A 13,008-nucleotide genomic window follows, 5' to 3' on the forward strand; every position below is an offset into this window, starting at 1 on the left:
TTCTACGTCAAGCATGATAGCGGAGGTGAAAATTCTGGGTAAACGAAAATTGACTCCCTATGGCATTGAAATCAAGAAGCGTCTGCTGGAAAAAAATTTGACGCAAAAAGAATTTTGTGAAAAATTTGGTATCGGGCAAACCAGACTGAGTGAAATGCTGTATGGCGCCGCGCCAGGGTATAAATATAGAAAAATCATCGAAAAGGCACTGAAATGAAGACCCTAATGAAGACGGTACATATGATAAGGATCCAAAGAAAGGCGGTGAAACCAGCCCTTTTTCAGAGAATGAAATGGTGGAGGGAATGATGAGAAACATCTTTCACTAGGCTGACTCACAACCAGGACCCGCGAAGCGTACATAAGGAGGCAAGCACATTGTATAAAGAAAGAACGCCATTAACGGAAGAACAGTCATCTGAATCATCAGGAACAAACGTGTGCCAGAGTTCGCCGCCCTTCGAAAAGAAAATAGAAATGTCTAAGAGCAAAGCAAGCATAAAACATTGGTTTCAGCAAGAATCAGTTCTCTTTCGCCACTTGCCCTTTTGTGACAATAAACCATATCGCATATTGGTGGTGGATGACCAGGCAATCAACCGGGAACTGATTGTCCGGTTTCTTCACCGACAGGAATATGTCATCGAGGTGGCTGAAAATGGGCAGGAAGCAGTGGAAGCCTGCCAGAAGAAAAATTACAAACTGGTGCTCATGGACCTGCAAATGCCGGTGATGGACGGGTACGAGGCTGCCAGACAGATCAGAGAGTTGAAAAAGGGTCATCAGCCATTCATTGTGGCGGTATCAGCCCATGATTCACAGGAAAACGTGCAGCAATGCCAGTCTGTGGGAATGAACGGGTTTATCAGCAAGCCCATCGATTTCAGGAAGCTGAATCAAGTACTTCAGGAAATCAGCGGCGATACTGAAGAAACGTAAAAAGCGTTTACAGGCCAATGATGGCGGTGGCGCCAGTATCATATTTTATTGAAAAGAAAAAGCGGCTGCCAGAAAACCTTGTGGAGAAGGTTGTTTCCGGAAAGTCGCTTTTAGTATGTCCGAGATGAATGCTATTGCAGGGAACACTGAAAAAGAGATTTCTCAATGATGATTTTAAAAAGATCTTTCTAAATGGATGATTCAGCGGATTGCCCTGCCAGCCCCAGAGATTCGGCAGCTTCCTTCATACCTTCAATGGACCATCGAATCACTTCATCCAGCTCCATGTCCACCATACCGCAACCGGTCAGAATCACTTCCCGGTTCACACCGGCGGCAAATCCTTTTGATTTGAATTTCTTCTTCACCGATTTCACTTCAAGATCCATAATACTCTTGTCAGGACGCATCAACACCGTGGCATTAATAAGGCCCGTCAGTTCGTCGGTGGCATAGAGCACCTTTTCCATTTTGCGGGTGGGTTCCACATCAATGCAGATATTCCAGCCATGGGAAATCACCGCATGAACGATATCTGCATCTACCCCTTCGGCTTCCAAAATTTCCTTGCTCTTATGGCAATGTTCCTCCGGGTATTTTTCGTAATCGATGTCGTGAATCAGGCCCACCACACCCCAGTAATTTTCATCTTCTCCCAGTTGCCGGGCAAAGTACCGCATCACCGCCTCCACTGCCATGGCATGGGTGACCAGCGCTTCACTTTCATTGTATTTTGTCAGTAATGCATAAGCCGCTTCCCGTGTTAACATGAGGTGCCTCCTTATGGTTTATGATCAGTTACCAAGTATAATACCCCAAATGATCCTCTGAAATCTGTCATTGGTGTGATGGGATGCCAGAGACTGTTCGCCGGTGAGATTTGATGCCTGGCCATCCATCTCTTACTCTTTATGGGCCAGCATCATCTGGTGCTTCAGATCCCAGAGTTTCTTCGATAAATCCACCTTGTAAATCTGCGGTCGCTGCAAACGCTTATATTCCGGCCACAAACCGTCCAGTTCCCGGCGCACATTGGCCCGTACTTCCTGAACAGTGCGCCGCTCATACACCAGCTTGCCATTTAGGTACAGCGGCTCCAGCAGTTCCCGCAAGGAATACCGGCGGAAGGTTTTGGTTTTCCAGGTGTAAATGGGGTGAAAAATAGTGAGTGGTTCGCTGGTGTCAATGGTTTCATCTGCCAGCATGATGAGATCTGCCAGGGCGAAGAGGCCGCTTTCGTCATAAATGCGGGTCACTTTTTTCAGCCCCGGGTTGGTGATTTTCTCCGGGTTATCGGAAATCTTGATTTTCGGCACCAGCGCACCGCTTTCGGCGGCGGCGGCCAGTTTATAGACGCCTCCCAGGGCAGGCCAGTTGCTGGAGGTGATCAGGTTGGTACCCACCCCCCAGTGGGTGATCATGGCACCCTGCACCTTCAGCGAATCGATGGTGTCTTCATCCAGGTCACTGGAAGCGACGATGGCCGTATTGGGGAAGCCAGCGTCGTCCAGCATGCGGCGGGCCACCTTGGAAAGATAGGCGATATCGCCGGAATCAATGCGGATGCCTTTGGGTTTGAAACCCTTTTCCTGAAGCTCCCGAAATACCGTGATGGCGTTGGGAATGCCGCTCTCAATGGTGTTAAAGGTATCCACCAACAGCAGGCAGTTTTCCGGGTAGCTGCTGGCGTAAGCCCGAAAAGCGTCCAGCTCTGTTTCGAATTTCTGTACCCAGCTGTGGGCGTGGGTGCCCACCACGGGAATGCCGTAAAGTTTCCCCGCCAGCACATTGGAAGTGGAAACACAGCCGCCGATGTAAGCGGCCCGGGCGCCGTAAATGCCTGCATCCGGCCCCTGGGCCCGCCGCAGACCAAACTCAAACACCGGATCACCCTGGGCGGCCTCGCAGATGCGGGCGGCTTTGGTGGCAATGAGAGACTGGAAATTGATAATATTTAAGAGGGCAGTTTCAATGAGCTGGGCCTGAAAGATGGAAGCTTTCACGCGAATCACCGGTTCGTGGGGAAACATGATGGTGCCTTCCGCCACCCCCCAGATATCACCGGTGAAGCGAAAAGCCCTTAGATGTTCCAGAAACACCTTGTCAAACCCCACCGACGCCAGATATTTCAGATCATCCTCTGTGAAAGAAAGGCCGTTGATATAGTCAATGAGGGACTCCATACCAGCCACAATGGTGAAACTGTTATGAAAAGGGTTTTTTCGGAAAAACAGGTCAAAAACCACCTCATCCTCATGAACGCCGCTTTCCAGATACCCTTTCATCATGCTCAGCTGATAGTAATCCGTCATCATCGACAGGTTTCGCATGTCATCCGCTCTTTTCTGTGAATTTTACCCCATTGTATCATAAGTGGATGCCTGCCGCCAATGCAAGGCTCAAAAGCTGCTAAAAACCTTGCCCTGTGCGGCTTCCACTTGACGATCACCCCGGGTTCAGATATAGTATAGTCTAAAGTGAACGAGCAATGAAAGCGTTGTGAACGAGTAGCGAAGGAGGCAACAAGATGACCAGCCAGCAAAAGGGCACATATTACGTGACCACCCCCATCTATTATCCCAGCGGCAAGCTGCATATCGGACATACCTACACCACCGTGGCGGCAGATGCCCTGGCCCGCTTTAAACGGGAAACCGGCCATGAGGTGATTTTTCTCACCGGCACCGACGAGCACGGTCAAAAGATTCAGGCCAGTGCCAAAGCCAAGGGCATGGCTCCCAAGGAGTATCTGGACGGCATGGCGGCAGACATCAAAAAGATCTGGAAAAACATGGAAATCTCCTACGATATTTTCATTCGCACCACCGATGAACATCACAAAACAGCCGTGCAAAAGATTTTTCAAACCCTCTACGACAAAGGGGATATTTACAAAGGCACCTACGAAGGCTGGTACTGCACCCCCTGCGAGTCTTTCTGGACAGAAACCCAGCTGGAAGAAGGCCACAAGTGCCCCGACTGCCACCGGGAAGCCCAGCTCACCCAGGAGGAAGCCTACTTCTTCAAGCTGTCCAAGTACCAGGACCGGCTGATTCAGTATTACGAAGATTTTCCTGAAATCTGTCTGCCTGCATCCCGCAAGAATGAAATGCTGAACAACTTCCTGAAGCCGGGGCTGGAAGACCTGTGCGTTTCCCGCACCAGCTTCGACTGGGGAATTCCCGTTCCCTTTGACGAAAAGCACGTGATCTACGTATGGCTGGACGCCCTTTCCAACTATATCACCGCCTTGGGCTGGGGTTCCCAGGAAAATCCGGAGCTGTACCATAAGTTCTGGCCCGCCAACGTACATCTCATGGCCAAAGAAATCGTCCGGTTCCATACCATCATCTGGCCCATTATGCTCATGGCCCTTGAGCTGCCCCTGCCTAAAATGGTCTTTGGCCACGGATGGATCCTCTTTGGCGAAGATAAAATGTCCAAATCCAAGGGCAACATCATTTATCCCGAGCCCTTCATCGAGCGCTACGGCATTGACGCCCTGAAATATTTCCTGCTGCGGGAGTTCACCTTCGGGCAGGATGGCAACTTCACCAACACCCTGTTCATCCAGCGATACAACGCCGATCTGGCCAACGACCTGGGCAACCTGGTGAGCCGCACCGTGGCCATGATTCAGCAATATAATGAAGGCATTGTGCCGGCGGCTGATGAAAAAGCCCCTGTGGATGATGAACTGCGCACCATCGCACTGGGAGCCGCCGCCAAGGTGGAAACTGCCATCGATCATATGCAGTTTCACGAGGCCCTGGAAGAAATCTGGAAAATTGTGCGCCGCTCCAACAAATACATCGACGAAACCACTCCCTGGGTACTGTCCAAAGACCCGGCCCAAAAGCCCCGGCTGGACACGGTGCTCAATCACCTGGCAGAATGCCTGCGCATCGTCAGTCTGCTGATTCGCCCCTTCATGGGCCACACCGCAGCCGAAATTCAGAAGCAGCTGGGCCTTGCCGATTCCGACACCATCCTCACCTGGGAAGCCACCGGCACTTTCACCGGCATTCCCCAGGGAACCAAAGTGGATAAGGGCGCACCTCTTTTCAAGCGCCTTGACCTGGAGAAAGAAGCGGTGGACCTGGCTGCCGCCAATGACGCCTACGCCGTCAAACTGGCAGGAGGCACCAAGGCCGCAGACCAGAAAGCAGATCAAACAGCCCAAGAAGCTGCTCATGAAGAAGAGCCTGCTAAAGCAGAAATCACCATCGATGAGTTTGCCAAAATCGATCTGAAGGTGGCCAAAGTGCTGTCGGCAGAAAAGCATCCCAAGGCAGACCGCCTGCTGGTGCTGCAGCTGCAGGTGGGAGACGAAACCCGCCAGGTGGTTTCCGGCATTGCCCAGGCCTACACCCCCGAAAGTCTGGTGGGTAAAACCGTGATTTATCTGAAAAACCTGAAGCCCATCAAGCTCCGGGGTATTGAATCCCAGGGTATGATCATGGCGGCAGAAGATGAAAACGGTCTGGGACTGCTCACTGTTGATAAAGCCATGACAGACGGTGCCAGCGTCAGCTGAGCCGTTAAAAGGGGAACCCTTCGTGGTTCCCCTTTTTAACGGCATGCGAAATAACGAAGGAGGCAACACTCATGTATTTTGACAGTCACGCCCATCTGGACGATAACAAATTCAGTGAAGACCTGACCGCCGTGCTTCAGCGGGCGAAAGAAGCCGGTGTCACCCACATTATCAACCCCGGTGCCGACATGGCCAGTTCCCAAAAGGCGGTGGCTTTGGCCGCCGGCCATGAGGGTCTCTATGCTGCTGTGGGCATTCACCCCCACGATGTGAAAAACATGCTTCCCCAGCACCTGGACCAGCTGGAAGCCCTCACCCGGGAACCGAAAGTGGTGGCCATCGGTGAAATCGGGTTGGATTATCATTACAATTTTTCGCCGCAGGAAGACCAGCAGCGCTGGTTCAAAGAACAGCTCCTGCTGGCCAGGCGTCTCCACCTGCCGGTGATCATCCACGACCGGGAAGCCCACGGCGACGTGTTTGACCTCATTGAAGAAACGGGTGTGGCCGAAACCGGGTGCGTCATGCACTGTTTTTCCGGCAGTGTGGAAATGGCCCGGGAATACGTGAAACGGGGGATTTACATCTCCCTGGCCGGTCCCATTACCTTTCACAACGCCCGTAAAACCAGAGAGGTGGCCGCAGAAATTCCCCTGGAATGGCTTCTCATCGAAACCGACTGCCCCTACCTGGCGCCGGTACCCCACCGGGGCCGCCGCAACGAACCCGCCTATGTACCCCGGGTGGCCGATGCCATTGCAGCTGCCCAAAAAATCCCTGTGGAAGAGGTGGCCGCTCAAACCATGGCCAACACCAAAAAACTGTTTCGAATCGCAGAATAAGCAGGTAGAGCCGCCAAAAGCGGCTTTTTTTGCGGTGCGTCGGCCATATGTCCTGTTCATGACTGCCGGGGTGAGGTATAATGCAATCAATCCCGGAAACAGAACCATCGGATGAAGGCGAGAGGAGCCGGCTGTCATGAACAAACTGTGCCAACCCCAGGCCATTGAGCACTGGAATCGCCAATATCAACTGAACACCATCTTCCCCCCGGAAATCATGAAGGCTTTTGAACTCTTTGAAGCAGATGCCGGCGATTTGCTCTGTTGCCCCGGTGAAACCCTCAACCAGTTGATTTTGCTGGTGCAGGGAAAACTGAAAATTTACCGCACCCTGGAGAATGGCAAGCAGTTTCTCCTCCGCTTCAATAATCCCCTGGGAGTCATTGGAGACATGGAGGCCTTCTCCGATTACGAAGTGCAGACATTTGTGGAAGTGGTGCAGCCCTCTCAGCTGCTCATGGTGCCCCAGAGCGCCGTGGCCGCCCATGGTTCGAATAACCCGCAGGTACTGCGTTTTATCATTCGGCATCTAAGCCACAAGCTGTACACCATTTCCAATGCATCCAGTCTGAATCTCCTGTACCCCCTTGAAAACCGGTTGGCCAGTTATCTGGTGTCCACCATTTCCACTGACGGCGGCTCCCGGTTTGCGGCTGAGATTAAAACCAGCAGCGTCACAGAAATCGCCCACCTGCTGGGTGCCAGTTACCGCCACATGAACCGGGTGATTCGCCAGTTCGAAATGGAAGGGCTGGTGGAGCGTCAGGAGGGCAGTCTCATGGTGAAAAACCTGGAGCAGCTGCTGTTATTGGCAAACGGCAACTTATACGAATGAACAATACAAATGAAGAATGAAGCAATACAAATCAAGAAGAAATCAATACGATTGAAGAACGAAGAAATGCGAGTATATAAATATGGATTGAGTGAGGCGATTTTCAATGGGAATTCTGTACGCCATTCTTGCAGGGCTTTTCATCAGCCTGCAAAGCGTGTTTAACACGCGTCTGGGTGAGAAAGTGGGGCTGTGGGAAACCACTGCCATCGTTCATGCCACAGGACTGCTGGTGGCCATGGCGATTCTGACCCGGGTTGGGTGGGGCGGGCTTTCCAATGCTTTTGAAGTCAACCGGGCCTATTTGCTGGGTGGTGCCTTTGGCGTGGTCATCGTGTATAGTGTGATGAACGGCATTGGCCGGCTGGGAGCAGCCCAGGCCACCACCATTATTCTCATGACGCAGTTATTGTCGGCACTGGCAATGGACACCTTCGGCCTGTTTGGCCTGGAGCAGGTGCCCCTCACCTGGACAAAACCCGCCGGATTACTGGTGATACTTGCCGGTATTCTGATTTTTAAAATCGTATAAAACGATGCAGCAACCTGACTATGCCAACTCCCCCCTCGCCATTTTCCGGCGTGATCCCAATGCCAAGGGACGACACGGAAAATGGCTTTTTTTCGCTCATCTGAAAAACTGACGCAGGCGGGAACGCGACATAGGGGAACATTCTACGGCGGATTCCCCGGCCAGGGAATCCTTTTCTCCTATTCGGGCCATGAATCCTACTTATTAATGAGGCCAAAAAGCCGATAAATATACAAACATTGCAAACGAACCTTGCAAACAGGATCAAAAGCATCTATTTAGCCCAAATTCCGAAAATTTTCCAGGCATTGGACGATGTTGGGGGACCAAAAGTCCCATATTCATCGATTTTTCCCAGAAAATCTTCTGAAAGACAATGGCAATGGCAAATTAAAGGTATAATAAGAGCAGCAAAAGAGGATCAACGGACAGGAGGAAACCTCATGGCGAACCCCATTTCTCAACCCCCCGAAAAGTATCAATCCATTACTGACCTCAACGAGCTGAAACCAGGGATGGTGATTGCGGAAGATATCGTGAACCAGCGGGGAAATGTGCTGATTGCCTCAGGGTTTGTGGTGGAAGACACACGTAAGCTCATTCAGTTTCTAACCCTCCACAAGGTGGAAGGGCTGAAAGTACGCCTGAAACCCACCCATACAGCCACATATCCGGCGGGCACCAATGGCAGCGCGCTGGCGGACCCAACCATAAAAACGGATGAACCTTCAGTTAAACAAGCGTCGCCGGCGAAGCCAGATCTTTCCGCCCCCAAAACCGCACCCGTCACCGCCCCCGATACGGCAACTGATACGGCAGAAGCCCCTCTCCCCCCAGTGACGTATGCCGACCCAGCAATCATTCAGGCAGAAGAAGAACGAAAAGTGCGCCAACGGCGCATCAAGGAAACAAAGGCTTTTCAGGACCGTTACTATGAACAGCGGGAGGCCATCAAAAGCGACTTTGAGAAGATCGTTCACGGCGATCCTGTCACCCGGGAAGAAATGGAAGACCGGGTGGTGGGCATTCTTAAAAGCTTTGACAGCATTATCAATGTATTTCAGCTCATCGAGAGCATCAAAAAAGATGCCAGAGACCTTTTTGCCCACTATTACCACGTCACCCTTATCAGCCACTACATTGGCACCTGGCTCAACTTTACCCCCACACAAATGAAAGACCTGACACTCAGCGCCCTGCTCCACGATATTGGCAAGGAGCAAATTTCTCCCGAACTGATTCTAAAGCGCCACGATCTGAGCCATGATGAACAGCTGGAGTACCAGAAACATGTGGTGCTGGGCTATGAGTTGGTGAAAAAGTATGATTTCATCACCCATGACATGATGCAGGCCATTCTGCTTCATCATGAACGCAGTGACGGCAGCGGGTATCCCCTTGGCTTAAAGCAGGATAAAATTCCGATTTTAGCCAGAGTTATTGCGGTGGCCGATGTATACAACTCATTGACCATGGCCAATGGGGTTGAAAAGCGCCGAACCCCCTTTGAGGCTGTTAAAATTCTTGAAAGTGAATATATGGATAAACTGGACACCCGTATTCTCTATATTTTCCTGAACCGCATCGGCAATTGTTTTCTCGGTCAGGAAGTGAAGCTCAGTGACCAGCGAGTGGGTGAAATCATTTTTGTGCCCCGCATTTATATATACCGTCCGATTGTTAAATTAAAGAATAACAATCAGTTGATTGATTTAAGTCGGCCAGAGAACAATAAGCTCTACATCCATTCATTTAGCTAGATCATAAAAAAGCCTTTGATTTTTTTGCTTGACAAAAACTGCGGACCGTACTAAAATTGAGGACGCTTTCAGAAAAGCGTCTTTTTTTCTGTTGTCCTGGCAAATTACTCAAACGACGATTCGATAAATACTTTCCGGAAGATGCGCGATTTAACAGATGAATTTCTGCCAAAATCCCGCAGAATCCCCTTGCCAGGAAAGACAGAATGCAAGCGGAAGTGTGCTGCCGTTCCGGGCAGACGCTCACCCCGGCTGCAGATTGTGAAGAATGAAGGAGGCACCAATGAAGAAACAAATCGGGCTGTTGATTCCCATGATCATCGGGATGATGCTCATCACCGCCTTTGGGATTCCCCAGGATAAGACCGTGGTGATTGAAGCAGGCAGCGAACAGTTTACCTTAAAAACCCGCGTGGAAACCGTCCGGGAATTATTGGACGAAACCGACCTGATTTTGGCAGAATACGATTACGTAACGCCAGGCCCCGAGGACATGATCGAAAACGGCATGACCATCACCATCCGGTCGGCCACTCCGGTGTGGCTTCAGGCAGACGGCGCAGAAGAACGACTGATGACCACCGAAAATACCGTTCAGGGGCTGCTGCAGTCAGCAGGCATTCAACTGGGAGAGTATGACCAGGTGGAACCCGCCATGATGACGCTGCTGAAACCCGAAACCCGGGTAGTTGTCACCCGGGTTCAAAAAGAGTATTATTATGAGACGGTGGAAATTCCGCCCCAGCAGATCACCCGGTTTACAGACGCACTACCGGTGGACGAAACCCGTCTGGTACAGGAAGGCGAAGCCGGGCTCACCCTTGCCCGCCGGGCCCGCATCACCAAAGACGGCCAGCCGGCGGGAGAAGAGCTGGTGAGCACCGAGGTGCTCCGGCCGGCGATGGATCATGTGGAAGAGCAGGGCAGAGAACGCTTGTTAATCACAGGTGACGGTGACCTGATTCGCTATAAGGAAGTATACACCATGACCGCCACCGCCTACGACGCCGGCTATTACAGCACCGGCAAAAATCCGGGTGACCCAGGCTATGGCATTACCCGCAGCGGAACCCGGGTGCGCCCGGGCGTGGTGGCTGTTGACCCCCGGGTGATTCCCCTTGGCAGTACCCTGTATGTGGAATCCCTTGGCCGCAGTTCCAGTTATGGCGTCTCTTATGCAGAAGACACCGGTGGCGCCATTCGGGGCAACCGCATCGATTTATACTATGAAAGCCGCAGCGAAGCCCTGCGATTCGGCCGCCAGTCGGTACGGGTCTACGTGCTGGAAGATGAATAAGGCTGAATAAGCAATAAGACTGGACGAGGAACAAGAAAGCAGGTGGCCACATGACTCCCATGGAAAAAATCCGGCTGCTGCAGCAATCCGGGAGCTTCCAGTTCACCAAAAGCCTGGGGCAGAACTTTCTCACCGATGAAAACATTCTGCGTAAAATGGCGGTGACAGCAAAACTGACAAAGGCCGATGCCGTGATCGAAATTGGTCCCGGGGCCGGCATTGTCACAGAAATGCTCCTGCAGGAAGCCGGCAGTGTGCTGGCAGTGGAAATTGATAAATCGCTGATCCCCTTTCTACAGGAGACCCTGGGGCATTACCCTCATTTCACCCTGTGGCATCAGGATGTACTGAAAGCCAACCTGGCCGAATGGATCACAGCCCAGCGGGCAGCGGGCTTTCAAAGCATCAAGGTGGTGGGAAACCTTCCTTATTATGTGACCACCCCCATCATTATGAAACTGCTGGAAGACGGCCTGGATATCGACCTGATGCTTTTCATGATTCAAAAGGAAGTGGCTCAGCGATTGGCCGCCAAACCAGGCACCAAAGACTACGGAGCACTCACCGTGGGTGCCCGGTTTTACTGCGAAGCTGAAAAGGTGTTTGACGTTTCTCCCCAGGTGTTCATTCCCCGGCCTAAAGTGGCTTCGGCAGTGGTGCGTCTCACCCGCCATGAGACACCACCGGCGGATATTCCGGACCCGGCCCTGTTTTTTCAACTGGTGCGGGCTGCCTTTGGCCAGCGGCGCAAAACCCTGCTGAATGCCCTGGGCACCATGCCCGATGCTGTCGACAAGGCAGATGTGGCCCGACGTCTTAACGACGCCGGTATTGATGCCAACCGCCGGGGGGAAACCCTCAGCATCGAAGAGTTTGCCCGGCTGGCATCCGTGTGGCCTGACAGTTCAGATGATAAGGAACAGGGAACAGGTAAGTGAATAAGTGAATAAGTTAAAGAAGCAGTGAACAGGCAGCAGGCAGTGGGCGGCATTGAATCAGCAAGCTTCACTTAAGGTACTCCCCTGAAGGACATTCCTCCACATCAAGAGGCTGTCCCTCAGGGGTTTTCTTATGGTATGATGATCGTGACACTTAACAATCGGAAAGGAAGATGCCCCATGATCAACCGGCAACGCATGATCGACCAGCTGTTGGAGCTGGTGCGCATTGACAGTCCCTCCAGCAAGGAAGGTGCAGTGGCCCGACGCCTGGAGGAAATTCTCACAGATTTGGGTATGACCGTGGTGTTTGATGACGCTGGCAAAAAACTGGGAACAGATACCGGAAACCTCATTGCCACCCTGAAGGGAACAGTTCCCGGCACTCCCATTCTTTTCAGTGCCCATATGGACACGGTGCAGCAGCCTGGTGAGTCTGTGAACCCGGTGGTGGACGGCGACGTGATTCGCAGTGACGGCACCACCATTCTGGGAAGCGACGACAAAGCAGGCATCACCGCTTTCATCGAGGCAGTCAGAGTACTTCAGGAAAATAAGATTCCCCATGGCGATGTGCAGGCTGTCTTCACCATTTGGGAAGAAGGCGGCCTTTTTGGGTCACTCAACCTGGATTACAGTTTGGTGAACGCGGAGCGGGCCTTTATTCTGGACAGCGGCGGTGCCGTGGGTACCATCATCAATCAGGGGCCGGCCCAAGACCGCATCGAAGCCGTTTTCCACGGCAAGGCGGCTCATGCCGGCGTTGAACCCGAAGCTGGCATCAGCGCCATTCAAATGGCGGCCCGGGCCATTGACACCATGAACTTGCTGCGTATTGACGCTGAAACCACCGCCAACCTGGGAAGCATTGAAGGCGGCCGGGCCACCAACATCGTCACTCCCGAAGTACGCCTGGTGGGCGAAGCCCGCAGCCAGAAAAACGAAAAGCTGGACGCCCAGACGGCTCACATGAAAGCCGCCATGGAACAAGCGGCCAGTGATTTTGGCGGAGCTGTGGATGTCACCGTTGAACGGGTGTATTCTGCCTTCCATGTATCGGCAGAGGCCCCCATGATTCAAACCCTGAAAGAGGTGTTTGTCACCATGGGACTGGAACCGGTGATTCAAAGTTCCGGCGGCGGCAGTGACACCAATCACTTCAACAACAACGGCATTTCAGCCGTGAACCTGAGTGTGGGTATGGATAAGGCGCACACCAATGATGAGTATATTCCTATTGATGACTTGGTGGAGGCCGGCCAAATGGTGGTGGAGATCATCAAGGCCCACGCGTAGCTTTCATGAAATCAAATAACAACAGCCGGCAG

At 52.2% G+C, this 13,008-nt stretch carries 12 protein-coding genes; 10 read left to right on the forward strand and 2 right to left on the reverse strand.

Annotated features, from left to right (window positions below; genetic code table 11):
- Positions 1-25 precede the first annotated feature (25 nt).
- Together QOL74_RS09290 and QOL74_RS09295 are read left to right on the forward strand one after the other, a co-directional pair.
- Positions 26-217 carry a helix-turn-helix transcriptional regulator gene (locus QOL74_RS09290; RefSeq protein ID WP_283409193.1) on the forward strand — a complete coding sequence of 64 codons (192 nt, stop codon included), beginning with the start codon at positions 26-28 and terminating at the stop codon, positions 215-217.
- Positions 218-378: 161 nt separating this feature from the next.
- Positions 379-939 carry a response regulator gene (locus QOL74_RS09295; RefSeq protein ID WP_283409194.1) on the forward strand — a complete coding sequence of 187 codons (561 nt, stop codon included), beginning with the start codon at positions 379-381 and terminating at the stop codon, positions 937-939.
- A gap of 188 nt (positions 940-1,127) precedes the next feature.
- Here the strand turns inward: QOL74_RS09295 and QOL74_RS09300 are convergent, their stop codons facing one another.
- A complete protein-coding gene (locus QOL74_RS09300; RefSeq protein ID WP_283409195.1) occupies positions 1,128-1,709 on the reverse strand; it encodes an HDIG domain-containing metalloprotein in 582 nt (193 codons plus the stop codon).
- 132 nt (positions 1,710-1,841) lie between these two features.
- Complete coding sequence (locus QOL74_RS09305; RefSeq protein ID WP_283409196.1) at positions 1,842-3,269, reverse strand: nicotinate phosphoribosyltransferase; 1,428 nt, start codon at positions 3,267-3,269, stop codon at positions 1,842-1,844.
- A 197-nt stretch (positions 3,270-3,466) separates the two neighbouring features.
- Here QOL74_RS09305 and metG point away from each other — a divergent pair, with 197 nt between their 5' ends.
- The 8 genes from metG to QOL74_RS09345 all read left to right on the forward strand — a co-directional run bounded on the left by metG (position 3,467) and on the right by QOL74_RS09345 (position 12,976).
- Positions 3,467-5,476, forward strand: a complete 2,010-nt coding sequence (gene metG / locus QOL74_RS09310) for a methionine--tRNA ligase (protein ID WP_283409197.1) — start codon at positions 3,467-3,469, stop codon at positions 5,474-5,476.
- 71 nt (positions 5,477-5,547) lie between these two features.
- Positions 5,548-6,318 (forward strand): TatD family hydrolase, encoded by a 771-nt coding sequence (locus QOL74_RS09315; protein WP_283409198.1) that lies wholly within the window; start codon positions 5,548-5,550, stop codon positions 6,316-6,318.
- A 136-nt stretch (positions 6,319-6,454) separates the two neighbouring features.
- The gene (locus QOL74_RS09320) at positions 6,455-7,153 is read left to right on the forward strand and encodes a Crp/Fnr family transcriptional regulator (RefSeq protein WP_283409199.1); all 699 of its coding nucleotides are present in this window, start codon (positions 6,455-6,457) and stop codon (positions 7,151-7,153) included.
- Positions 7,154-7,259: 106 nt separating this feature from the next.
- Positions 7,260-7,685 carry a DMT family transporter gene (locus tag QOL74_RS09325; protein WP_283409200.1) on the forward strand — a complete coding sequence of 142 codons (426 nt, stop codon included), beginning with the start codon at positions 7,260-7,262 and terminating at the stop codon, positions 7,683-7,685.
- Positions 7,686-8,128: 443 nt separating this feature from the next.
- Positions 8,129-9,445, forward strand: a complete 1,317-nt coding sequence (locus QOL74_RS09330; RefSeq protein ID WP_283409201.1) for an HD-GYP domain-containing protein — start codon at positions 8,129-8,131, stop codon at positions 9,443-9,445.
- A gap of 283 nt (positions 9,446-9,728) precedes the next feature.
- Entirely contained in the window at positions 9,729-10,742 is a 1,014-nt protein-coding gene (locus tag QOL74_RS09335; RefSeq protein ID WP_283409202.1) for a resuscitation-promoting factor, read from the forward strand.
- Between the two features lie 50 nt (positions 10,743-10,792).
- Positions 10,793-11,680: a 16S rRNA (adenine(1518)-N(6)/adenine(1519)-N(6))-dimethyltransferase RsmA gene (rsmA, locus tag QOL74_RS09340; protein WP_283409203.1), complete on the forward strand. Its 888-nt coding sequence runs from the start codon at positions 10,793-10,795 to the stop codon at positions 11,678-11,680.
- A gap of 180 nt (positions 11,681-11,860) precedes the next feature.
- Positions 11,861-12,976: a M20/M25/M40 family metallo-hydrolase gene (locus QOL74_RS09345; RefSeq protein WP_283409204.1), complete on the forward strand. Its 1,116-nt coding sequence runs from the start codon at positions 11,861-11,863 to the stop codon at positions 12,974-12,976.
- The last annotated feature ends 32 nt before the right edge of the window (positions 12,977-13,008 follow it).

Source organism: Anoxynatronum buryatiense (assembly GCF_900182905.1).
GTDB classification, from domain to species: Bacteria; Bacillota; Clostridia; order Peptostreptococcales; family Tindalliaceae; genus Anoxynatronum; species Anoxynatronum buryatiense.